20 protein-coding genes are annotated in these 21,210 nt (G+C 68.6%); 6 read left to right on the forward strand and 14 right to left on the reverse strand.

From position 1 onward, the window contains the following. Positions 1 to 116: 116 nt before the first annotated feature. A complete protein-coding gene (locus ACFPMG_RS00360; protein ID WP_376993274.1) occupies positions 117 to 1,142 on the reverse strand; it encodes an ABC transporter substrate-binding protein in 1,026 nt (341 codons plus the stop codon). Between the two features lie 224 nt (positions 1,143 to 1,366). On the opposite strand from ACFPMG_RS00360, the gene ACFPMG_RS00365 reads away from it, so the two are divergent. The 3 genes from ACFPMG_RS00365 to ACFPMG_RS00375 all read left to right on the forward strand — a co-directional run bounded on the left by ACFPMG_RS00365 (position 1,367) and on the right by ACFPMG_RS00375 (position 3,749). Continuing rightward, the gene (locus ACFPMG_RS00365) at positions 1,367 to 2,113 is read left to right on the forward strand and encodes a GntR family transcriptional regulator (RefSeq protein ID WP_376993275.1); all 747 of its coding nucleotides are present in this window, start codon (positions 1,367 to 1,369) and stop codon (positions 2,111 to 2,113) included. A 583-nt stretch (positions 2,114 to 2,696) separates the two neighbouring features. Continuing rightward, positions 2,697 to 2,864 carry a hypothetical protein gene (locus tag ACFPMG_RS00370; RefSeq protein WP_172428473.1) on the forward strand — a complete coding sequence of 56 codons (168 nt, stop codon included), beginning with the start codon at positions 2,697 to 2,699 and terminating at the stop codon, positions 2,862 to 2,864. Between the two features lie 150 nt (positions 2,865 to 3,014). Then, positions 3,015 to 3,749, forward strand: coding sequence for a proteasome-type protease (locus ACFPMG_RS00375; RefSeq protein WP_376993276.1), 735 nt, complete (start codon positions 3,015 to 3,017; stop codon positions 3,747 to 3,749). 11 nt (positions 3,750 to 3,760) lie between these two features. Here the strand turns inward: ACFPMG_RS00375 and ACFPMG_RS00380 are convergent, their stop codons facing one another. From ACFPMG_RS00380 to ACFPMG_RS00440, 13 genes are all read right to left on the reverse strand, one after another. Further along, entirely contained in the window at positions 3,761 to 5,860 is a 2,100-nt protein-coding gene (locus ACFPMG_RS00380) for a molybdopterin-containing oxidoreductase family protein (protein ID WP_376993277.1), read from the reverse strand. Between the two features lie 27 nt (positions 5,861 to 5,887). Continuing rightward, a complete protein-coding gene (locus ACFPMG_RS00385; protein ID WP_376993278.1) occupies positions 5,888 to 7,030 on the reverse strand; it encodes a THUMP domain-containing class I SAM-dependent RNA methyltransferase in 1,143 nt (380 codons plus the stop codon). Between the two features lie 42 nt (positions 7,031 to 7,072). After that, positions 7,073 to 7,750: a GDSL-type esterase/lipase family protein gene (locus tag ACFPMG_RS00390; protein WP_376993279.1), complete on the reverse strand. Its 678-nt coding sequence runs from the start codon at positions 7,748 to 7,750 to the stop codon at positions 7,073 to 7,075. After that, positions 7,747 to 8,958, reverse strand: a complete 1,212-nt coding sequence (locus ACFPMG_RS00395; RefSeq protein ID WP_376993280.1) for a hypothetical protein — start codon at positions 8,956 to 8,958, stop codon at positions 7,747 to 7,749. Before ACFPMG_RS00395 ends, ACFPMG_RS00390 begins: the two co-directional genes overlap by 4 nt. Before the next feature lie 156 nt (positions 8,959 to 9,114). Next, positions 9,115 to 10,155 carry an SIS domain-containing protein gene (locus ACFPMG_RS00400; protein WP_376993281.1) on the reverse strand — a complete coding sequence of 347 codons (1,041 nt, stop codon included), beginning with the start codon at positions 10,153 to 10,155 and terminating at the stop codon, positions 9,115 to 9,117. A 49-nt stretch (positions 10,156 to 10,204) separates the two neighbouring features. Beyond that, entirely contained in the window at positions 10,205 to 11,404 is a 1,200-nt protein-coding gene (locus ACFPMG_RS00405; protein WP_376993282.1) for a lipid II:glycine glycyltransferase FemX, read from the reverse strand. A gap of 70 nt (positions 11,405 to 11,474) precedes the next feature. Continuing rightward, the gene (locus tag ACFPMG_RS00410; RefSeq protein WP_376993283.1) at positions 11,475 to 12,650 is read right to left on the reverse strand and encodes an acyltransferase family protein; all 1,176 of its coding nucleotides are present in this window, start codon (positions 12,648 to 12,650) and stop codon (positions 11,475 to 11,477) included. 380 nt (positions 12,651 to 13,030) lie between these two features. Further along, a complete protein-coding gene (phbB, locus tag ACFPMG_RS00415; protein WP_014242450.1) occupies positions 13,031 to 13,771 on the reverse strand; it encodes a beta-ketoacyl-ACP reductase in 741 nt (246 codons plus the stop codon). A 291-nt stretch (positions 13,772 to 14,062) separates the two neighbouring features. Continuing rightward, complete coding sequence (locus ACFPMG_RS00420) at positions 14,063 to 14,623, reverse strand: hypothetical protein (protein WP_376993284.1); 561 nt, start codon at positions 14,621 to 14,623, stop codon at positions 14,063 to 14,065. 70 nt (positions 14,624 to 14,693) lie between these two features. Next, the gene (locus tag ACFPMG_RS00425) at positions 14,694 to 15,545 is read right to left on the reverse strand and encodes a hypothetical protein (RefSeq protein ID WP_376993285.1); all 852 of its coding nucleotides are present in this window, start codon (positions 15,543 to 15,545) and stop codon (positions 14,694 to 14,696) included. A gap of 77 nt (positions 15,546 to 15,622) precedes the next feature. Next, entirely contained in the window at positions 15,623 to 16,093 is a 471-nt protein-coding gene (locus tag ACFPMG_RS00430) for a hypothetical protein (protein ID WP_376993286.1), read from the reverse strand. A gap of 130 nt (positions 16,094 to 16,223) precedes the next feature. Next, positions 16,224 to 17,081 (reverse strand): ParB/RepB/Spo0J family partition protein, encoded by an 858-nt coding sequence (locus ACFPMG_RS00435; protein ID WP_376993287.1) that lies wholly within the window; start codon positions 17,079 to 17,081, stop codon positions 16,224 to 16,226. Beyond that, positions 17,071 to 18,096 carry an AAA family ATPase gene (locus tag ACFPMG_RS00440; protein ID WP_376993288.1) on the reverse strand — a complete coding sequence of 342 codons (1,026 nt, stop codon included), beginning with the start codon at positions 18,094 to 18,096 and terminating at the stop codon, positions 17,071 to 17,073. The genes ACFPMG_RS00435 and ACFPMG_RS00440 overlap by 11 nt, the downstream gene beginning before the upstream one ends. A 217-nt stretch (positions 18,097 to 18,313) precedes the next feature. Here ACFPMG_RS00440 and ACFPMG_RS00445 point away from each other — a divergent pair, with 217 nt between their 5' ends. From ACFPMG_RS00445 to ACFPMG_RS00455, 3 genes are all read left to right on the forward strand, one after another. Further along, complete coding sequence (locus tag ACFPMG_RS00445) at positions 18,314 to 18,949, forward strand: class I SAM-dependent methyltransferase (RefSeq protein ID WP_376993289.1); 636 nt, start codon at positions 18,314 to 18,316, stop codon at positions 18,947 to 18,949. An 89-nt stretch (positions 18,950 to 19,038) separates the two neighbouring features. After that, the gene (locus ACFPMG_RS00450; RefSeq protein ID WP_376993290.1) at positions 19,039 to 20,310 is read left to right on the forward strand and encodes an ABC transporter substrate-binding protein; all 1,272 of its coding nucleotides are present in this window, start codon (positions 19,039 to 19,041) and stop codon (positions 20,308 to 20,310) included. Then, positions 20,307 to 21,209, forward strand: a complete 903-nt coding sequence (locus ACFPMG_RS00455) for a carbohydrate ABC transporter permease (RefSeq protein ID WP_417281692.1) — start codon at positions 20,307 to 20,309, stop codon at positions 21,207 to 21,209. Before ACFPMG_RS00450 ends, ACFPMG_RS00455 begins: the two co-directional genes overlap by 4 nt. Position 21,210: the final 1 nt, after the last annotated feature.

Genomic DNA, 21,210 nt, shown 5'->3' on the forward strand with positions numbered 1-21,210 from the left:
AGAGGGTGGCCCAGAGGGCCGGTGAGGGGGATGCGCTTTTGCCGGACGTTCCGCTGCGCGCAACCCACTCACCCTGACCCTCTCCCCGGAGGGGAGAGGGAATTGAGCGGTTGCTCTTAAAAACCCAGCTCGCTCTTCGGCTTCTTGGTGACGGCTTCGAGGAAGGTGTAATCCAGGTTCTTCTCCGCGGCGGCGGTGACGTCGTTGGAGATGTATTTCAGCTCGCGCATCATCGTGGCGATGGCCAGCGTGCTGTCCTTGTGGATGGCGTAATCTGGGGAGGCGTTCTTCAGCGCCTCGGTGGCGACGGCCTTGTCCATGCCGGTGTATTTGTTGATGACGTCCACCCACACGGTCTGGTCGGACTTCAGCTTGTCGACCAGGGCGACGACCGAGCCGACGGTGGCCTCAACCGCCTTCGGATGGTCCTTGATGACGTCGGAGCGGGTGACGATCAGGTTGGTCAGGTTGCCGGCGGCCTGGTCGTAGGGCAGGGCGAAATGCGTGCCGACGCCGGTCTGGCGGATCTGCGAGGCGAAGGGCTCCACCGTGCAGATCACGTCGACCTCGCCGCGCTGAAGGGCGGCGGCGTGATCGGACGGGTTCGGGATGTTGATGAACTGCACGTCCTTGTTGACGTTGATGCCGTGCTTCTGGAGGGCGCCGCGCATGTGGATGTCCTGCGCGTTGCCGCGCGACGCCGCGACGCGCAGCGGCTCGCCCTTCTCCTTGCGCTCGGCGATCAGCTTCTTCAGCCCGTCCCAATCATCGGCCTTCAGAGTGATGCCCTTGCCGACGACGATCTCCGACCCGCCGTTCACTTGGCCGGACACGGCCACCACGTCGAAGCCCTTATCGAGCGCCGTGATGTAGTGCAGGTAGGTGACCTGGGCCATGTCGATGCTCTTCGACACCAGCGCGGTCAGCACGTCGTTGCCGGAGTTGAAGTTGATCGCCTCGATCTCCACGCCCTTGGCGAGTTCCGGGGTCAGCGCCATCGGTAGGCAATGGGCGCATTTGGCGAAGCCCAGCTTCAGCTTCTCCGCGTCGGCCGCCTGGGCGCCCGTGGTCGTCATAGCGGCGGCGGAGAGGGCGAGGAAGGCGGCGGTGACGGTCGTCAGGGTGAGGGACCGGAACGTCATGAAAGGAGTGCTCCCGATGCGGTTGCGTCCCTCTTCCTTTCGCAAGCGCTGTGCCAAATTGTATACAATATTATAATCGTCAATTTATTGGCTGTTTTCAGCCGTTTAGAGCATAGTGATGGAGGACGGCCGGGCGGGAGCGGGCTTGCCTGGATTTTGGGCATGACGCATCGTTTCGGTATGCATGCCCAAGTATGCAGCACTTTCGGGGGTGGTGGGTCAGGATGGACAGGATCAAGACCATGAAGGCGCCGGCCCGGCCGATCCGCCGCGCGACGCTGCACCATTCCGCGGTGGAGGAACTGCGGGCGATGATCCTCGACGGCGAGCTGCCGCCGGGCGTCCGCGTGCCGGAGGTGCAGTTGTGCGAGCAGTTGGGAATCTCCCGCACGCCGCTGCGCGAGGCGCTGCGCGTCCTGTCGTCGGAAGGGCTGGTGGAGCTTCGCCCGCACCGCGGGGCCATCGTCGCCCCCGTGGACCCCGGCGAGATCGGCGCGATCTTCGAAGTGATGGACGCGCTGGAACGGCTGGCCGGGACACTCGCCTGCCGCAACGGCTCCGACGCGGAGTTCGCCAAGCTCGACCGGATGCACGACCAACTGGTCACCCAGCACGAGGCGGGGGAGCGCGCCGCCTACTTCCTGACCAACCGGCAGATCCACACCCAGATCGTCGCCATGGCCCGCAACCCGGCGCTGGAGGCGACCTACGCCGGCTTCGCCGCCAAGATCCTGCGCGCCCGCTCGCTCGCCAACTACGACACGGGCCGCTGGCAGGAGTCGGTGGACGAGCATGAAGGGTTCATGACGGCGTTCCGCCGCCGCGACGCCGAGGAGGCCGGCGCCCTGCTGGCCGACCACAGCCGCCGCACCGCGGTGGCGGTCATCCAGGCGCTGCGCCAGCCGCCCGTTCAGGAGGGGGGGCAGGAGGGCGGGGCGGTCACCGACGCCGAGCCGATGGACGTGGAATGATTTGTTCGATTAAGGCTTGAATTATGCTGCGCTGCGGAATATATTAGTTTCACTGACGCCTTTTCGGGCGTTTCCTCCCTAGACTCGGGCCGCCGGAGCAATCCTGGCGGCCTTTTTCTTTGCGCGCCGCGCAGCCGTCGTCGCAGCCGTTGCCCTTGTGCGCTGCAGCAGAAAACGCAATGTCTGGTGGAAAGCACGACCCTGAAAGTGAAACACGCTGCCGCCGTCAAAGCCCTGCGGGGGCTTGAGGCATGCAGCGTGTCGCATTGTGTGCGCGCCTTTGTTTTTGTGCGGCGCGCCCCTGCTTTCACGGACTACCGAGTCCTCCCTAGACTCCGGCCTGACGCTGTTCGCAGCGCTACGAAAGATAGACCATACGTACCCGCATGATGTCAATGGGCATGGCGGCAGGAGGAGTATATTTTTCGGCCTATGACCTTGCGGCGCGCCCCGCAGGTTCCAAGCGAATCAGGACATGATCGACTGCAAACGTAGGATCAGGCCGATCGCAGCGCGTACCATCGCCGTCTTGGTTCACGTCATGCCCGCCGGGCATTGGAACCGACACTGCGGAGGAAGCACCATGGCCGACGAACGGAACCCGAACCAGATGGGCAGCCAGGACGAGCGGAAACAGGGGCAGCAGACTCAGGACAATCCGAAGAACCGGCAGCAGGGGCAGGACCAGGCAAACCGGCGACAGCAGGACATGGACCTTGATCGGGACGAGAAGGGCGGTCAGCAGCGCTGACCTCCACGTCGCGCGGAGGCGGGACATGATGTCCCGGTCCGTGCGACGGGTTTGCGGCTTACTGGTTTTTTCGGCATACACTGGGGCGGCCGGTCGGCCGCCCCTTTTCGTGTGGGCGGTCCGGCTTCCGCTGGGACGAGAGGACGGACCATGACCTACTGCGTCGCCCTGTATCTGAAGGACGGCTTGGTGATGCTGTCGGACACGCGCACCAACGCGGGGGTGGACCACATCTCCATCTTCAGCAAGATGCATGTCTTCGAAGAGCCGGGCGACCGCATGATCGCCTTGATGACCGCCGGGAATCTGTCGCTGACCCAGTCGGTGGTCGCGCTGATCCAGGAGGGGGTGGAGCTGGACGGCGAGGTCCGGACCATCTCCAGCGTGAACGGCATGTTCCAGGCCGCCCAGCTCGTCGGTGCCGCCGTCCGTCAGGTGTGGAAGCGGGACGGCCACGCGCTGAAGGAGCAGCGGGTGGATTTCGACCTGTCCATCATCCTGGGCGGCCAGATCCGCGGCGACCGGGTGCGGCTGTTCCACGTCTACGCCGCCGGCAACTTCATTGAGGCGACCGCCGACAACGCCTTCTTCCAGATCGGGGAACACAAATACGGCAAGCCGATCCTCGATCGCGCCTTGACCCACAACACACCGCTGGAGGAGGGGATGAAGCTGGTGCTGATCTCCATGGACAGCACGCTGCGCTCCAACCTGACGGTCGGTCTGCCGCTCGATCTGATCGCCTACCGCCGCGACTCCCTGAAGCTGGAGACGCGGCGGCGGATCGGCGAGGACGATCCCTGCTTCAAGGAGATCAGCGACGGCTGGTCACAGGCGCTCCGCGAGGCCTTCCGCTCCCTGCCGCCGCCCAAATGGGCCGATTGAGAACGATCTGATTAAGCCGCGTCCGCCTTCCGCACCCGGACGTGGCTGTCGTGGAAGGCGGCGCCGCCGAAGGGCGCCACCGGGTCGGCGCCGGTCAGGCTGTTGATGCCGCGCCCGCCCTCGTGCGCGGCGTTGGGCCAGATGGATTCGGCGATGACCACGCCCCGCCGCACCCCATCGAACAGCCGGGCGTGCAGAAGCACCGCGCCGCGCCCGTTGGCGGCCTCCACCCGGTCGCCCTCCGCGATGCCCAGCGCCGCCGCGTCGTCGGGGTGCAGCATCAGGCTCGGGCGACGCTCCCGCCCCGCGGAGGTCGGGGTCTCGGTGAAGCTGCTGTTCAGGAAGTTGCGGGCCGGGGCGGTGACCAGCCGGAACGGATGCTCGTCGTCCGCCTCCTCCGTCACCGCCCAATGGTCGGGGAAGGCCGGCATGGCATCGACCGGGCCGAAGGTGGACGGCGCGGCGTAGGGCACCTTGGGCCAGTCCGGCTTCAGGCGGAACTTGCCGTCGGGCCAGCGGAAGCCCTTCACGAAATGGGCCTCCTCGAAGTCCGGCTGCACGTCGAGGAAGCGCTGGGATTCCAGGGCCTCCAGCGTGCCGTGGCCGGACGCGCGCAGCGTGGCGTCGATCAGTTCCCGCTCGGTCGTGGCGAAGCCGGGGTGGGAGTCGTTGCCCAGCCGCCGCGCCAGCTCGTTGATGACGGCGTGGTTGGGCCGGCAGTCGCCGGGCGGATCGACCAGCTTGGGCCCGAGCAGGATGTGCTGGTTGCCGCCCGCCTGATAGAGGTCGTCGTGCTCCAGGAACATGGTGGCGGGCAGCACGATGTCGGCCATGCGGGCCGTCTCGGTCATGAACTGCTCGTGCACGCAGACGAACAGGTCGTCGCGGGCGAAGCCGCGGCGCACGCGCGCCTGGTCGGGAGCGATGGTCACCGGGTTGGTGTTCTGGATCAGCAGCGCCGTCACCGGCGGGCCGCCGGCCAGCGCCTCCGGGTCGCCCTCCAGGATCGGGCCGATGCGCGACTGGTCGAGCATCCGCACGGTCGGGTCGCGCAGGTCCAGCCCCTCGATCAGCGTCTTGTTCCAGCCGTAGATGCCGCTGTTGGAATGGAAGGCCCCGCCGCCCTCGACCTGCCAGGCGCCGCTGACCACCGGGATGCAGGAGGCGGCGTGCATGTTCACCGCCCCGTTGCGCGAGCGGGTGAAGCCGTAGCCCAGCCGGAAATAGCTGCGCGGCGTCCGCCCGACCAGCCGGGCGAAGGCCTCGATCTCCGCCGCCGGCAGGCCGGTGATGGCCTCCGCCCATTCCGGGGTGCGGCTGGCGAGATGAGCCTCCAGCCCGACCGGGTCGTCGGCGTGGCTGGCGAGATAGGTGCGGTCGGCCAGCCCGTCGCGGAACAGCACATGCATCACCGCGCAAGCCAGCGCCCCGTCGGTGCCCGGACGGATCAGCAGGGGAATGTCCGCCTGCTCCATGGTCGGGGTGCGGTAGACGTCGACCACGGCGATCCTGGCGCCGCGTTCCTTGCGGGCGCCGACGGCGTGGGTCATCACGTTGACCTGGGTGGCGACGGCGTTGGTCCCCCAGATCACCACGAGGTCGGACTTGGCCATCTCGCGCGGGTCGGCCCCGGCCAGCTTGCCGGCGCCGGCCAGCCAGCCGGCCCAGGCCGGGTTGGTGCAGATGGTGGCGAAGAAGCCCGACCAGCGCCGGGCGTGGCGCAGCCGGTTGATGCCGTCGCGCTGCACCAGCCCCATGGTGCCCGCGTAGTAGTAGGGCCACACCGTCTCCGGCCCGTGCCGGCGCTCGGCCTCCAGGAACCGGTCGGCGACGATGTCCAGCGCCTCGTCCCAGGAGATCGGCTCGAACTGGCCGGAGCCCTTGGGGCCGGTGCGGCGCAGCGGCCGGGTCAGCCGGTCGGGGTGGTGCACCCGCTCGGCGTAGCGGGCGACCTTCGCGCAGATCACCCCGGCGGTGTAGCTGTTGTCGGCGGCGCCGCGGATGCGTCCGATGCGGCGCTCGTCCAGCACCTCGACCTCCAGCGCGCAGGTGGACGGGCAATCGTGCGGGCAGGCCGAGGCTTGCAGGCGGGAGGCGGTGCGGTTGGACATGGCTCTACAAATGGGGGCGGGAGGGGGTCAGGGAAGGGCAGCGGTGCTGTGCAGCGTCACGCGCAGGCCGCCGTGCGACACCGACGGACCGGACGGCTGGAAGGGCAGGCCGGTCGCCTGGGCCAGCGACGCCTCGTTGGTGACGAGGCCGACCCGCCAGCCGGAAAAGCGCGACAGCAACGTCTGGCCCAGCGCGCCGTAGAGGGCGAACAGCGGCTTCTTCTCGCCGATCCGCGCGCCGTAGGGCGGGTTGACGATGACGAGGCCCGGTGGACCCTCCGGCGGCATCAGGTCGCTGACGGCGTGCTTCTGGAAGTCCGTCAGGGCGGCGACGCCCGCGCGCTCGGCGTTGGCGCGGCTCATGGCGATGGCCCCGCCGTCGCGGTCGCTGCCATAGAAGCGGACGGCGGGCGCGGTGCCCGTGCCGCCCGCGGCGCGCATCGCCTGCCACGCCGCGTCGTCGAAGGAGGCGAACTGTTCGAAGGCGAAGCGGCGGCTGCGTCCGGGGTGCAGGCCGGCGGCGATCTCCGCCGCCTCGATGACGAAGGTGCCGGACCCGCACATCGGATCGACCACCGGCTCGCTGCCGTCGAAGCCGCAATGGTGCAGGAACAGGGCGGCCAGCGTCTCGCGCAGCGGGGCCTTGTGGATCTCCTCCTTGTGGCCGCGCTTGTGCAGGGACTCGCCCGAGGCGTCGACGCTGATGGTGCAGAGGTCGTCGTCGATGCGGGCCTTGATGGAGACCTCGGCCTCGGCGGAGATGGGGGCGCCCAGCTCCTCGGTGATGGCGCGCTCGATGCGCTGGGCGGTCGCCCCGGCGTGGTAGATGCGCGAGCCTTTGCAGGACGCCTCGACGCGGACCGGCACGTCGGGGCGCAGGAACTCGGCCCAGGGCACCCGGCGCGCCCGCTTGTCGAGCTGGGCGAGGTGGAAGGCGCGGAAGGAGGCGACGCGGGCCAGCACGCGGGTCGCCCCGCGCAGTTCCAGGTTCGCCCGCCAGACCTCCGGCCAGCCGCCGCGGACGGTGACGCCGCCCTTGATGGCGGTGGCGTCGCGGAAACCCTTGGCCTTGACCTCGTCGCAGAGCACCGATTCCAGGCCCGGCGCGGTGACGATGAAGATCTCGAAATCGGTGCCGGTACGGTCGGCGGCGTCGGTGTCGCTGGTCATGGCCCCTAGATATCCCGAAGCCCCGCTGCCTTCGACATCTTTCTAACAGCCGGCCTTGCCGACGATCGTGGTCAGACGCTCGTAGCCCGCACGGGTCAGATGCACCGGGTCCTTGTAAAGCGGGCAGGAGCCCTCCGCCGGGCAGGCGTCGCGCAGCGGGGTGTAAGCATCCACCACGCGCAGGCCGGGACCGGCGAGGGCGGCAAGCCCTCCGTTCACCTCGGCGATGCGTTCGGCGAAGGCGGCGTTGTCGTCGCGTCGCGGCAGCAGGGTGAGCAGCGTGACGCAGGCGCCGGGAGCGGACCGCTTCACCTCCGCCGCGATGGTCCCGATGGTGTCGGCGATCTCCGCGGCGGAGCGGTTCGGCAGGTCGTTCGTCCCGACCAGGACCAGCGCGGACCTCAGCCCCATGCCCGGCCCGAAGGACTGCCGCACCCGCCACAGCAGGTTTCCCGTGGTGTCGCCTCCGGCCCCGAAGTTCATCGGCTCCGCGTCGAACAGCTGGTGGGCAAGGTCGGGCGGCCAACCGGCGACCAGGGAATCCCCCAGCAGCATCGCCATCGGGTCCTGCCGCCGCAGCGTCTCCATGCGCGTCACCAGCCAGTCCGGATAAGGCGGCTGCGTGCGCGGCCCGACGGGCGTTCCGCTCTGCGCCGGGACGGCCAGGAACGCCAGCAGTGTGGCAATTCCGGCCCATCCCGCTCGGATGAGCCGACTCACGCCGCCTTCGCCGGAAGGGCGACGGCCGGGACCTGCTCCGGATGCAGGGCGGGCGGCGAGAGGTCCAGCACGGCGCGCTCCCCCTCGGCCAGCGGGCGCACGGCGTTCACGGTCAGCGAGACGGTCAACGGTCCCTTCGGGGCGGGAGCGTCCAGCACGAGGTCGGTCGTCCGGCCGGGATGCACCTCGAACCCTTCTTCGGCCAGCGTCGCTCCATCCTCCGCGGCGATCGTCACGGTGACGTGGAGCGGGACGGAGTCCCGCAGGGGGCAGCGCAGGGTGGCGCCGAGATGGAAGGGACCGGGCGCATGGACCCCCGTCCAGCGCAGCGTGGTGCCGGGCCGTTCCGGATCGGGGCCGTGCAGGCGGAACAGGCCCTCATAGGGGCGGCACCAGCTGTTGCCGTTCAGCAGGCGGACCGTGCCGGCGCGCAGGTCGCCGGTGATGGGCTTGCCCATGTCCTGGTCCGGAGCAAAGGGGAAGCGCAGTTGCACCAGCGCGTCCGGCGTGCCGATGCGCAGGGCGGCGTGGCGCCGCGTCCAGTCGTCGCAGGGGAACAGGCGCAGCGCGCCCTGGACGATGGAGAACCACGCCGCGGCGTCGATGTCGTCCGCCTGATGATAGGGGGCGAAGCGGGTGACGTAGCCGCGCATCAGGCCGGGCCGCTGCCAATCCACGCGGCCGATGCGGGCCGGATCGTCACTCGCCTGGACCTCCAGCAGGGCGAAGTCGTCGTGGCCGGCCAGGGCGGCCAGCGCCTCGTACAGGCCGTCGATGGTGGCTGGGGCGATGCCCGGGTTCGACTTCACGACGAAGATCACGCCGCCCATCGCCGCCCGCGCGGTGAATTTGGCCTGGAGATACTGGATCTTGCGCGTCTCCCGGCGGTGCATCGCGCGCCGCGTCGGCTCGTCGTCGCGGAAGACCAGCCGGCCGCCGGCCACGTCGGACTTCATGTCGCTGTGCCAGCCGATGCCGTAGGTGGCATCCAGCACCATGCCGGTGCGCAGCGGCGACAGGTTCTCGAACCGGTACATGCCGTCGAAATTGGCGCGCAGCTTGGTCAGAAGCTGGTCGGGCTTCATCGAGGCCCAGCGGAACAGGCTTCCCGCCTCGCAGGACAACCGGCGCAGGACGAAGCCGAATTCGCAATTGTCGCCCAGACTTTCAAACCGCAGAAGGTCGTCCGCACCGATGCCGATGGTCATGCTGTTGTCCCGTGTCGCTGCCAAGCCGTGGTTTCGGCAAGCCTAGCGCGAGCCGGTCGGGACGCGTCAACGGGCGGTGGCGGCGGCGCCGAAAAGATCACCGCGAATTCGAGGCAATCCGTTCGGAGTGTCTGGCCGTTCGGAGTGTCTGGCCGTTCAAATCGTCCGGGTGACCTTGCGCAGATGACGGGGACGGTCAGGGTCGAAACCACGCGCCACCGCCAGCTGGGCCATGAACGGGTAGAAGGCCTGGATCGCCGCGATGGGGTCCAGCACCGGGTGCAGCGGCGGCGGCAGGGGTAAGGGCGTGTCGGCAAGATCGAGAGCCCGCTCCTCGGCGGAGGCGACCAGCAGATGGGCGCCGGCCTCCTTCAGTGCGCGGGCGGTGTCCAGCACGCCGTCCAGCGTCTCGTCCCGCACCGCCACCACCAGCACGGGAAAGCCCGGCTCGACCAGCGCCATGGGGCCGTGCATGACCTCCGCCGCGCTGAAGGGTTCGGCGTGGGCGGCGGCGGTCTCTTTGAACTTCAGCGCCATTTCCTGCGCGATGGGATAGCTGCGTCCCCGTGCGACGATCAGCAGGCTGGACGCAGCCTCCAGCACCGGCAGCGCCGCCGACCAGTCCGCAGCGCCGGCCCGCTCCAGCCAAGGGGGCAGCCGGGGAAGGGCGTCGAGAAGCGCGCGGTCGTCCGTCCAGACGGCGGTCAGCCGTGCGATGGCGGCGAGGCTGGCGACGAAGCTCTTGGTCGCGGCGACGCTCAACTCCGGCCCGGCGTGCAGGGGCAAGGGATAGGCGACCCGCTCCGCCAACGGCGAATCCTCCGCGTTGACCAGCGCCGCCGTCCGAGCGCCGCCGGCCCGCGCCGCGTCCGCGACGCGCAGCAGGTCGGGGCTCTGGCCCGATTGGGAGATGGCCAGGACGAAGGCGTCCCTCACCCGCAGTTCCGCCCCATAGGCCGTGACCACCGATGGCGCCGCCGAGGCGGTGACCAGCCCCAGCGCCGTCTCGAACAGGTAGCGGGCGTAGCCGGCGGCGTGGTCGCTGCTGCCCCGCGCGATGGTCATCGCGAAGGGCGGCGGCACGGCCCGCAGCCGGTCGGCGAGGGCGGCCACCGCATCGGCGTCGGAGTCCAGCAGGCGCCGCACCGCCGCGGGGGCGGCTGCGGCCTCCTGCATCATCAGGGGAATGCTGGTCATGGGTCGGCCTCCGTTCCAGGCCGATCATAACACGGTCGTTCCGCCAACCTCATGCCGGGCCGGTCGGGGCCTTCGCCAGGACGGCGGTGTCAGAGGAGTCCATCTCCTCCGTCGGGGCGGGCTCGGCCTGGGGCGGTTTCCAGTTGCGCAACCGGCTCACCATCGCGCCGGCCTGGGTCTTCCAGCGGTCGGCCTGGGCGCGCATCGACTCTCCTCCCTGGACCAGCAGGCGGCTGGGCAGCGGCCCGGGCGTCTCGAAGGTGCCGATGTGAAGCGTTTCGACCGGATGCTTGCCGGCGAGGCCGCGCTTGAACTGGTAGACGCCGGGGTTGGTCTGGGCGTTCACCCCGTGCAGGTCGTAGCGCAGCCCGCCGTTCGCCTTGATCCACAGCAGCGCCCGCCATTGCAGCAGATAGGCGGCGTTGACCCGCAGCCCGGCCTCCAGCGTGGCCGAGTTCTGCATCTGCCCGGTGGTGCCGAACAGCGACACGACGACCCCGGCCACCGGCCGTCCCTCGTGCATGGCGAGGAAGGCGCGCATCTTCCGCCGCGGCGGAAGCGCCTCGTTGATGCGGGTGAAGGTGCGGCTGTCGTAGGCCTTGAAGCCCTTGCGGCGCTGCGTCTCGACGAAGATGTCGTCGATGGTCTCCAGAAGTTCGGCGTGGGAGCCTTCGACGACCTCGATCCCCATCCGCTCGGCCTTGTTCAGCCCGCGCCGCCAGTGGTGGGACAGGTTGGAGCGCAGGCCCGCCTCGTCGGCGTTCAGGTCGGTGATGAAGGTGCGGTAGGGCGCTTTCTCCTCGCGGAACTGCATGCCCAGCGAGGCCAGCGCCGCCGTCACGGCTTCCCCGTCCTCCTGGGAGACGTGGGGCAGCAGGCGGAGCATCAGGCCGCGCCGGTCCGTGTATTCCGCCTTCAGCGCGTGCAGCGCGGTCATCAGGGCGGCATGGTCCGGCCCCTGGCCGCGCGGGTGCCACATCGGCCCCCACATGACCAGTGCCAGGCCCCCGATGCCCGGCACGCGGCGCAGCAGCACCTGCACCGCGGCCACCGGTCGCCCGTCGCGCCGCACGACGAGGTGGCTCAACTCGCGCCCGGCATGGGCGATGCGGCCATAATCCCAGGTCTGGAAGATGTTGGCATCGTCGAAGCCATCGAGGATGGCGTACCAGCCGCTTCGATCGACCCGGTCGATCTCGATGGAGGACGCGGGGCACAGGACATCGCCACCAAGCGCGTCGGTGTACATTCAGGTTTCTCCCCTGGAATTCACGTCGATCGTTTTTTGTGGAAGCGTTTGGTAACGGTCGGATGCTTGGTCAGACGGTTCCGCCGGAGCGGTAGAAGGTGCTGAAGGCAGGGCGGGCCGAGAAGGCGGCCTGCGGGATGTCGAGCAGACGGCGCAGCCGGTCGCGCACCGCCGGTTCCAGGACCGCGGCGACCAGCAGGGCCACGGCGATGGACAGGGCACCGCCCGTCACAGCACCGGCCATGGAGGAGGCCCCGGCCTGCATCGCCAGCGCCTTGGCCGATCCGCCGATCACCTCGTGCAGCAGATAGAGCGGATAGGTGGCGAGCCCGATCACGCGCAGCAGGGCCAGCAGGGACGGCGGCAGCGTGGCGATTTCCGCCCGCCAGCGCGCCGAGGCGGCGATGGCGAGAAGCGACGCGCCCCAGATCAGCAGCGGGTTCATCCACAGATCGGCGAGGTTCAGCGGGACGGGCGAGCGCTCCACGAACTCCACCGACCGGGCGGTGATCTCCAGCGGCGCGGCGATCAGGGCCAGCAGGGCGGCGGCCATGCCCGTCCGTGTCAGCTTGCCGCGCGACCACAGCCACAGGAAGATGCCCAGCGCGAAGAACACGCCGTGGCGCAGCAGCGTCATGTTCAGCATGCCGTACTCGAACTCCAGGAACGGCATGTTGACGACGCCGAAGACGTGCAGGCTGTAGACGCCGAGATAGGCCGAACTGGCGGCGGTCAGCGCCAGGGCGAACTGCGGCAGCCGGTGGAAATTCCCGCTGAACAGCAGCAGGAACACCGCGCCGTAGAAGGCGATCTCGACCGGCAGCGTCCAATAGGCCGACGCGATGTAGGGGCCGGCGGGCGCCAGCGTGAAGGAGGCGATGAAGCGCCGCGCCAGATCGGAGTCGGGACCGGGCATGAGCACAAGGGCGACGAGGCACAGGATGGAGCAGACCCAGGCCGCCGGATAGAGGCGCAACAGGCGCGACCGGATGAAGGCGATCGGGGTGGCGTTGTTGGCCGAATTGGCGATGACGAAACCCGACACCACGAAGAAGACCTGCACCCCGGCCCAGCCGGACCACATGACGTCGGCGACCGCCGGGTCGCGCCAGGTCAGATGGAAGCCGGTGACCAGCAAAGCCGCGGCGAACCGCACCATGTCGATCCCGTAGACGTAGTCGCCCCCGGATGACTGGCGGGCATGCCCGTCCCCCGGCAGAATTTGCTTGATCGGCGTTTCAGGCACGATTCCTCCCTTCCTGCATGGGGCGTGCCCATGTGCAGGTTCTCGACGTCTGTTGATTCCGGAAGACGAGCGCGATGCAGCCTCAGGACGCAACTTGCGTGCTGCTGGCGAGCATACTCGCAGGTGGACGCGGATACAGGGGCCCGAACGGATTCAACAGGAAATCTGCGGGAGTATACTGTTCAGATGATCCGCCGTTACCGAAGCCTTGGCACAAAGGGGAGGTGGCCGGCGCGAACGGTCCGCCCGATCCCGGGCGTTTTACCGTGAAGGGATGTACCGAAGAGCGAATGGCACGCGGCCCGCTCCCGGCTTGGCAACCGGAAACGGGCCGTGTGATCCAGGCGGCGGTATGCCGCCGGTGCCTTGCTGCCAGTGCCTTACTGGTAGTTCAGGCCGCCGTTGATGTTCAGGGTCGAGCCGGTGACGTAGCCGGCGATTTCCGAAGCGAGGTAGGACACCGCGCCGCCGATCTCGTCCGGACGGCCCAGGCGCTTCATCGGAACGCTGTCGGTGATGGCTTGGCGGATGTCCTCACGGATGGCCATGACCATATCGGTGCCGATGTAGCCCGGCGCGATGGCGTTGACGGTGACGCCCTTGGTCGCCAGCTCGGCGGCCAGCGCCTTGGTGAAGCCGATCACACCGGCCTTGGCGGCCGAGTAGTTGGTCTGGCCGGCCTGGCCCTTCACGCCGTTCACCGAGGAGATGTTGATGATGCGGCCCCAGCCGCGCTCGGCCATCTTCGCCGACACCTGCTGGGTGACGTTGAACAGGCTGCTCAGGTTGGTGGCGATCACCGCATCCCACTGAGCCTTTTCCATCTTCGCAAAGAACTTGTCGCGGGTGATGCCGGCGTTGTTCACCAGGATGTCCACCGGACCCAGGTCGGCCTCGATCTTGGCGACCATCGCCTTGCAGCTTTCGAAGTCGGAAACGTCGCCTTCCGCCACGTAGAACTTGAAGCCAAGGGCTTCCTGCTGGCCCAGCCAGGCGGCGGCCGGCTCGAAGTTCGGCAGGCAGTTCGCCGCCACGATGTAACCGTCCTTGGCCAGGGCCTGGCAGATGGCGGTGCCGAGACCGCCCATGGCACCGGTGACGAGCGCGATCTTCTGAGACATTACAATCGCTCCAGTAATAGAAACGGCCAGCTCCTGGTGAGGCAAGCCCGCTGGTGAACCGCAGAAGCAAAGGGGTTGCTTCTTGTTACGGATGCTGTCGTGCCGATGGTCCTTATGGGGGAGCCATCAACCGCGGCGGCAGGCATAACATAGAACAAGTCCGGCTCCGGGCCAATGCGCTGCAACATCGCAGATGTATGCGAGTGCGATTTTTCACAGGAATGTCAACAAGAAGTGAATTTTCAGAACCTTACTGCACTGCACCAAGTGGTGTGACCGGTTGGATTCGGCTCAAATCCGCAGGATTCGCCCGCCGGCCTTGAGCGCGAGCGGGAACAGCCTGGGCGCCACGGCCCCGAGAAGCCAGGGCCGCAGCTTGGCCAGTGCCGCCGGTGCCGCCAGCAGGACGAGCGTCGCGCCGCTGTGCGCCCATTGGCCGGCGGTCATCCGCTCGAACCCGTTCCACAGCAGGACGGCGCCGCTGCACAGCCCGGCCACGGCGGTGACGGCCTCCCCCAACGCCTGGAGCGCGTCGATCTCCCAAAGCGGGTTTGCCGTGGTGACCCGAGCCACCAGCCGTCGCAGCTGCGCGGTCAGGCGTGCCGCGGAGGCGGCGTCGAACCGCCCGTCCTCGACTTCGGCGCGGGGCAGGGCGACCAGGACATCGCCGTCGGGCTGGATCGACACGCGAACCGGGACGGTGCGCAGGCCGCCGCCCGGTGACGGCGCGGTCACCGGCACGCGCAGGCCGATCGTCCGTCCGCCTTGGGCGAAGAATTGGAGGGCCAGGGCGATGCCATGCCCGCGCTGCGGGATCAGGCCGGCCTTGCCCCGGCGCAACCGCCCGATCATCTCGGCCAGGGCGTTTCGCCGCCAGACGAAGCCGTGCGGCAGATCGCTCAGGAGGCGTCGGCGCAGCGGGCTACCCCGTGTCTCCTACCAGGGTGTTCACGGCTTTCCCGGCGAACCGTCCCAACGCATCGATCAGAAAGCTCCAATAGCGGAAGGAGACGTCCACCGCGTCCTTGTGGACGCCGATCATGACGCTGCTGCCGGCGTTGTCCCGGCCCTTCAGCAGGCGGGTGACCACGTCGCCGTCGATCTGGATCGTCGACTGCATGACCACCAGCTCGGTCCCCACGTCCCACGCCTTGCGGATGGTCACCACGTCCGCCGTCTTCAGCGCCGGCATGCGGCGGACCTCCTCTTCCATGCCGCGCAGATAGCTGACGGTGTCCAGCCCGCGCCGCCGCAGCACGTCGTTGATCTGGTCGGAGTTGCGCTGGATGCGCATCAGGATCGGCAGCGCGTCCCGGTCGATCAGCGCCGCGGCGGACACCAGCTCGGCGGTGGCGCCGGGGTGCCGGGCGGTGTCCAGGGTGCGGTCGGTCATCTCGCGCAGCCAGCTCGCCACCTCGCGCAGGTCGTCGAAGACCTTCAGCGTGGTGCCGCGGGCTGGGTCGTTTCCCGGCAGGTCTCGGCTGAGGAAGAACGGGTCGTAGCGGTCGGGCTGGGCGGTATCGGACGGCGGGGCGAAGGGCGCCAGTCCCCAATGGAAGGTTTCCGAAATCCGGCCGGCCCAAGGGGCGAGGATCGCCGCCTCGCGGCTGCCGAAGACCTCCAGCTGCTCGCACAGGAAGACATAATATTCCTGCGCCAGATCGATCAGCGCGTCCCCCGCCATCGGCATCTTCTCCGCCGAGATGCCGGTCTTCAGCACGGTGTTGATTTCGAGCGCGAGAAGGTTGCGCGCCAGATCGACGAACTGGGACATCGGCCACCTTGCTGGGTTGGGGAGTGCGTCGGGGGACCGGCGGCGGAAGGGATGGCCCCCGCCGGCCCAGTGGCGGGTCAACTCGTGCGGCCGGAGATCTGGACGGCCAGATCACGGATTGCCTTCAGGTTGGTGCTGACGATGTCGCTGCTCTTGGTCACCTGGGCGAGGTGGAACTCGGTCAGGCTGTGATAGGCGGTGTTGGTCGCGAAATCACGGCTGATCAGGTTCTCGATGTCGCCGGTGACCAGATTCACCTGGGTCTGGAACGCCTCGATGGTCGTTCCGGCCTTCGGACGGCAGGAGAAGCCGACCTGATTGGGATCGTCCTGGACCACGTCGATGTCGGCGATCGCGGTCACCACCGTCAGCGTGACCAGCCGGTCCAGCTTGTCCGCAATGGTGTTCAATAGGGAGTTCGCCTTGCCTTGCTCGTTCTGGATGACGGCGGCACCGCTGGGCGGAGGGGCGGACGATACCGGCGGCGCCTGGACGGCCGGCAACTGGATGGCGGGGGCGGCGGGGTCGGCGACGGCGGTATCGGACATGTCTGCACCCTTCTGGGACGGATGACGTGGGCTTGCCAAGCATCACGCAAAAGACGAGTTCTGTCCAATGACCGCTATCGGTGGGAAAGTGTGACGGGAAATTTCTATTTCACGGAAATCTGCGAGGCGGTTACTCGTGAAGAAGCGCGTCGATGGCGTCGCGCAGATCGCGCAATTCCTGCCGCTGGTCCTCGCCCAGCGCATGGCCCGAGGCGCGAAGGCTGTGAATCTTGTCCATGTTGCTGCGCAGTGCACGCAATGCGGGTGCAGCGGAGGGGGTTGCCGGGCGGGCGGCCTTGCGCTCCTGCTTGGCGCTGCGCACGTCCTTCACGGTCAGGCCATCGCCGGCCCGTCTCCAGAGCGCGAATTGGGCCTCCTCGTCGGGCAGTTCGGCCAGTTCCATGAGGAGGGAGACGGAGACGGCGGGCCGGTCCGGAGCCTCCTCCAGGATGCGGGCGGGCAAGCGCAGGATGCCCAGCAGGCGGGCCACATATTCCTGCGACTTGCCGATCAGGACGGCGGCCTGCTCCTGCGTCAGCCCCTTGTCCCCGATCAGCCTGGCGAGCGTCAAAGCGAGGTCGATGGGGTGCAGGTCGACGCGCTGGGCGTTCTCGATCAGGGCCAGCGCCTGCACGTCATCGGTGTCGATGACCAGCGCCGGGATGGTCTCCCGCTCCAGGGCGCGGAAGGCCCAGTAGCGCCGTTCCCCGGCCACGATCTGGAAGCGGTCGGGCGCGACCTCCCGCACGTTGATCGGCTGCAGCAGCCCCCGCTCGCCGATGGAGGCGGCCAACGCCGCGATGTCGGCCCCGCGGGCGTTGCGCCGCGGCTGATCCGGGTTGGGCTCCACCTGATCCAGCGGGATTTCGCGGTGGCGCATCTTGCCGGACAGGCCGAACAGGGCGGCGTTGCTGCCGCCGCCGCTGCCGGTGCGGCTGAGCGCCCGCTTGAACAGGCCGGCGTTGGAGGTGTCGAGCTTACGCGCCATGGCGCATTTCCTCCCCGGCGAGGGCCAGCAGGGCGTCGGCGATCTCGCGATAGCTCTCCGCGCCCGCGGAGTTGGGGTTGTAGGCAAGGCCGGGGCGCCCGGCCATCACGCTCTTGGAATAGTCGGCGGCGCGCTTGACCGGGGAGAAGAGGTGGAGCTGCTCCGCCGCGGCAAGCTCGCGCAATTCCTTCATCACCGTCTCGTCCTGAAGGCGGCGCGGGCTGTACATGGTCGGCAGGACGCCGAGGATCTGCAGGCGCGGGTTCACCAACTCGCGCACGCCGGCGATGGTCTCGAACAGCTGCGGGATGCCCATCATCGACAGCATCTCCGTCTGGGTCGGAATCAGCAGCTGGTCGGCGGCGTTCAGCACCGAGACGGTCAGCTCGCCCAGATGCGGCGGGCAGTCCAGCACCACGAAGTCGTACTGGCCGGCAAGCTGGGCGATCTTGGCGCGCAGGATCAGCGTGCCGTTGGGCTGGCGCAGCAGCTCCCGGTCGGTGGCCGCCAGCGAGATGGAGGAGGGCAGCAGGTCGAAGGCACCGTCGCAGACCGGAGTCATGAACTCCCGCATCGGGCGGCTGGCCTTCAGCGCGTGGGTCAGGGTCGCCTTGGCCAGTTCCCGCTCGTGCGGATCGACGCCCAGATGCACGGTGGCGTTGGCCTGCGGGTCGCAGTCGATCAGCAGCACGCGCCGCCCCGATTGGGCGAGCAGCCACGCGACGTTGACGCAGGTGGTCGTCTTGGCGACCCCGCCCTTCTGATTGGCGGCGCAGAACACCACCGGGGCCGCCCGCACCGCCGCGGCGGGGATGCCCACCGGCTCCGTCGCGGTCTTCAGGGCGCCGGCGACGATCTGCGGAATCCGCTCCGCCCCGGTTTCCCAGCGGGAGATCTTGGCGCGGTCGTAGCGCCGGTTCAACCGTTCGTTCAGCCAGCCGACCAGAGCCTGCTGGTTCATGCCGCGCTGTTCGCGGTAGCGGCGCAGCTCCTCGCCGCTCATCTCGTGGGCCACGGGGGCATCCCTTATTTGGGGTGATCGCGCAGGCACCATGAGTCATGTTGATGGTGGTGTCAACATCCGTGCAGCACATGTGATGACGCTTCGAAACGGACATGGAAGCGAGCCTCGGCGTGGAACAAGGGGGGCGCGCTGCGGCTTTCCTGTGGTGCGAAAGGCCGCTATGGTCGCGGCCGAAAAAACCTGCGCCAGGAATCGTGAGGGAGACCCAATGGACGCCGACTCCATCCGCGCCGCCTACCGGCGCTACGCGCGCTTCTACGACCCCGTCTTCGGGAACCTGCTGGCGTCGGGCCGGCACGCCGCCGTGAAGTGGATCAACCGGCGGGGCGGCCTGCGCGTTCTGGAGGTGGGCGTGGGCACGGGCATCTCCCTGTCCGACTACCGCAAGGACAACCGCGTGGTCGGCATCGACCTGTCGTCGGAGATGCTGCGCGTCGCCCAGGACCGGGTGGACCGCGAGCGGCTGGAGAATGTGGAAGGGCTGCTGGAGATGGACGCCGGGAAGCTGGCCTTCGCCGACGGCAGCTTCGACCTCGTGGTCGCCATGTATGTGATGACGGTGGTCCCCGACCCGCAGGGCACGATGAACGAGCTGGAGCGCGTCTGTCGTCCCGGCGGCGACATCCTGATCGTCAACCACTTCGCCGCCGACAAGCCGGGCATCCGCCGCTCGGTCGAGAACTGGATGGCGCCCTTCTCCAAGAAGCTGGGCTGGCGGCCCGACTTCACCCTGGACACGCTGATGTCCGGCTCCCGCCTGAAGGTGGAGGAGTTGCAGACCGTTCCGCCCTTCGGCCTGTTCAGCCTGCTGCACTGCCGCCGCGAGGCCACCACCCCCGCCTGACGGGCCGGGGCATAAGCGTCAGGGAACTCGACCGCGGCCATTGCAGTTTCCCTTCCGGACCCGGATCGACCGGGAATGGAAGGGGCTCCATGGCGCGGCGGTGCGCGTTGCTCTTGGCGGGGATGCTGACGGCCGTCTCGGCGCTGCCCGCCGCCGGGGCGACGGTGACTCTCGCCTGCAGCGGGCTCGGCATCAGCTTCGACCTGTGCCGCGACGGCGCGCAGGAATGGGCGCGGGGCAGCGGCAACGAGGTCCGCTTCGTCTCCCCGCCCAAAGGGGCGAGCGAGCAGCTGGCGCTCTACCAGCAGCTTCTCGCCGCCGGATCGCCGGACATCGACGTGTTCCAGATCGACGTGGTCTGGCCGGGCATTCTCGGCACCTACTTCATCGATCTGAAGGACCGCGCCGGGCCGGACACCGTCGGCCAGCATCTTCCGGCGATGGTCGAGGCCGCGACGGTCAAGGGACGGCTGGTCGCGATGCCCTGGTTCGCCGACGCCGGGGTCCTCTATGCCCGCAAGGATCTGCTGGAAGCCCACGGGCGCCCGGTGCCGCAGACCTGGGAGGAGCTTCAGGACACCGCCGCGCTGATCCAGCGGGCGGAGCGCGCCGCCGGGCGGGACCGGATGTGGGGCTATGTCTGGCAGGGCCGCGCCTATGAGGGGCTGACCGTCAACGCGCTGGAATGGATCGCCAGCCGCAACGGCGGCACCATCGTCGCCCCCGACGGCGCCATCACCATCGACAACCCGCAGGCCGCCGAGGCGCTGGCCATGGCCCGCGGCTGGGTCGGCTCGATCAGCCCGCCCGGAGTTCTCAATTACATGGAGGAGGAGGCGCGCGGCGTCTTCCAGTCCGGCAATGCCGTCTTCATGCGCAACTGGCCTTACGCCTGGACGCTGGTCAACGCGGCGGACAGCGCGGTCGGCGGCAAGGTCGCCGTGGTGCCGCTGCCCAAGGGCGGGCCGGAGGGGCGTCACACGTCCACGCTGGGCGGGCAGTTGCTGGCGGTCAGCAAATTCTCCGCCCATGCGGACGAGGCCGCGGACCTGGCGCTTTACCTGACCGGCCTGGCCGAGCAGAAGCGGCGGGCCATCCATGGCGCCTCCAACCCGACGATCCCGGCGCTCTACGAGGATGCGGAGGTGGTGGCCGCCAACCCCTTCTTCACGCAGCTGGCCGACTCCATCGCCAACGCGGTCAACCGCCCAGCCCAGGCGACGGGCATGCGCTACAATCAGGTCTCGGCAGAGTTCTACGCCAACGTCCATGAGGTGCTGACCGGACGGCGGGACGCCAAGGCGATGCTGCCGGACCTCAAGGAGGCTCTGGTCCGCATCAGCCGGGGAGGGCGCTGGTGAGCGACCCCCAGACCTCCAGTCTGATGCACCAGAGGCGCCGGGCGGCGTGGCTGTTCCTGCTGCCGATGCTGGTGGTGCTAACGGGGGTGGCCGGCTGGCCGTTGTTCCGCACCGTCTTCTTCTCCTTTACCGATGCGACGCTCGCCACGCTGGACGGCTTCCAGGGGGTGGGGCTGGACAATTACCTGTGGCTGATGCGCGATCCCGTCTGGTGGCGGGCGGTGTGGAACACGCTGGTCTTCACCGTGGTGTCGGTGGGGATCGAGACGGCCTTGGGGCTGGGAATCGCGCTGATCCTGAACGCGCATCTGCCGGGGCGGGGGCTGCTGCGCGCCGCCGTTCTGATCCCCTGGGCGATCCCCACGGTGGTGTCGGCTCAGATGTGGGGCTGGATGTTCCATGATCTCTACGGCGTGGTGAACGCGATCCTGATGGGACTCGGGCTGATCGCCGAGCCGCGGGCCTGGACCGCCGATCCCGATCTGGCGCTGCCGGTGGTTATTGCGGTCGATGTCTGGAAGTCCACGCCCTTCATGGCGCTGCTGATCCTGGCCGCCCTGCAGATGCTGCCGCGTGACCTCTACGAGGCGGCGCGGGTGGACGGGGTGCATCCGGTGAAGGTGTTCGTCCGCATCACGCTGCCGCTGATCCGTCCGGCGCTGATGGTGGCGGTGCTGTTCCGCACGCTGGACGCGCTACGCGTGTTCGACCTGATGTATGTGCTGACCGGCAACAGCCGCTCCACCATGTCGATGTCGGTCTATGCCCGGCAATATCTGATCGATTTCCAGGACGTGGGCTACGGCTCCGCCGCGGCGACTCTGCTGGTCCTGGTGCTGGCGGTGGCGACCGTGCTGGCGGTGACGCTGGGCCGCGTCCGAGTCGATGCCGGGAGGTGAG

This window comes from Azospirillum himalayense (genome assembly GCF_042657465.1).
Taxonomy (GTDB): Bacteria; Pseudomonadota; Alphaproteobacteria; order Azospirillales; family Azospirillaceae; genus Azospirillum; species Azospirillum himalayense.

Bases quoted from the DNA above. Each gene is read 5' to 3' on its own strand.
- ACFPMG_RS00360 (WP_376993274.1), bottom strand. From the start codon at position 1,142: ATGACGTTCCGGTCCCTCACCCTGACGACCGTCACCGCCGCCTTCCTC.
- ACFPMG_RS00365 (WP_376993275.1), top strand. From the start codon at position 1,367: ATGGACAGGATCAAGACCATGAAGGCGCCGGCCCGGCCGATCCGCCGC.
- ACFPMG_RS00370 (WP_172428473.1), top strand. From the start codon at position 2,697: ATGGCCGACGAACGGAACCCGAACCAGATGGGCAGCCAGGACGAGCGG.
- ACFPMG_RS00375 (WP_376993276.1), top strand. From the start codon at position 3,015: ATGACCTACTGCGTCGCCCTGTATCTGAAGGACGGCTTGGTGATGCTG.
- ACFPMG_RS00380 (WP_376993277.1), bottom strand. From the start codon at position 5,860: ATGTCCAACCGCACCGCCTCCCGCCTGCAAGCCTCGGCCTGCCCGCAC.
- ACFPMG_RS00385 (WP_376993278.1), bottom strand. From the start codon at position 7,030: ATGACCAGCGACACCGACGCCGCCGACCGTACCGGCACCGATTTCGAG.
- ACFPMG_RS00395 (WP_376993280.1), bottom strand. From the start codon at position 8,958: ATGACCATCGGCATCGGTGCGGACGACCTTCTGCGGTTTGAAAGTCTG.
- ACFPMG_RS00400 (WP_376993281.1), bottom strand. From the start codon at position 10,155: ATGACCAGCATTCCCCTGATGATGCAGGAGGCCGCAGCCGCCCCCGCG.
- ACFPMG_RS00405 (WP_376993282.1), bottom strand. From the start codon at position 11,404: ATGTACACCGACGCGCTTGGTGGCGATGTCCTGTGCCCCGCGTCCTCC.
- phbB (WP_014242450.1), bottom strand. From the start codon at position 13,771: ATGTCTCAGAAGATCGCGCTCGTCACCGGTGCCATGGGCGGTCTCGGC.
- ACFPMG_RS00420 (WP_376993284.1), bottom strand. From the start codon at position 14,623: ATGATCGGGCGGTTGCGCCGGGGCAAGGCCGGCCTGATCCCGCAGCGC.
- ACFPMG_RS00425 (WP_376993285.1), bottom strand. From the start codon at position 15,545: ATGTCCCAGTTCGTCGATCTGGCGCGCAACCTTCTCGCGCTCGAAATC.
- ACFPMG_RS00430 (WP_376993286.1), bottom strand. From the start codon at position 16,093: ATGTCCGATACCGCCGTCGCCGACCCCGCCGCCCCCGCCATCCAGTTG.
- ACFPMG_RS00435 (WP_376993287.1), bottom strand. From the start codon at position 17,081: ATGGCGCGTAAGCTCGACACCTCCAACGCCGGCCTGTTCAAGCGGGCG.
- ACFPMG_RS00445 (WP_376993289.1), top strand. From the start codon at position 18,314: ATGGACGCCGACTCCATCCGCGCCGCCTACCGGCGCTACGCGCGCTTC.
- ACFPMG_RS00450 (WP_376993290.1), top strand. From the start codon at position 19,039: ATGGCGCGGCGGTGCGCGTTGCTCTTGGCGGGGATGCTGACGGCCGTC.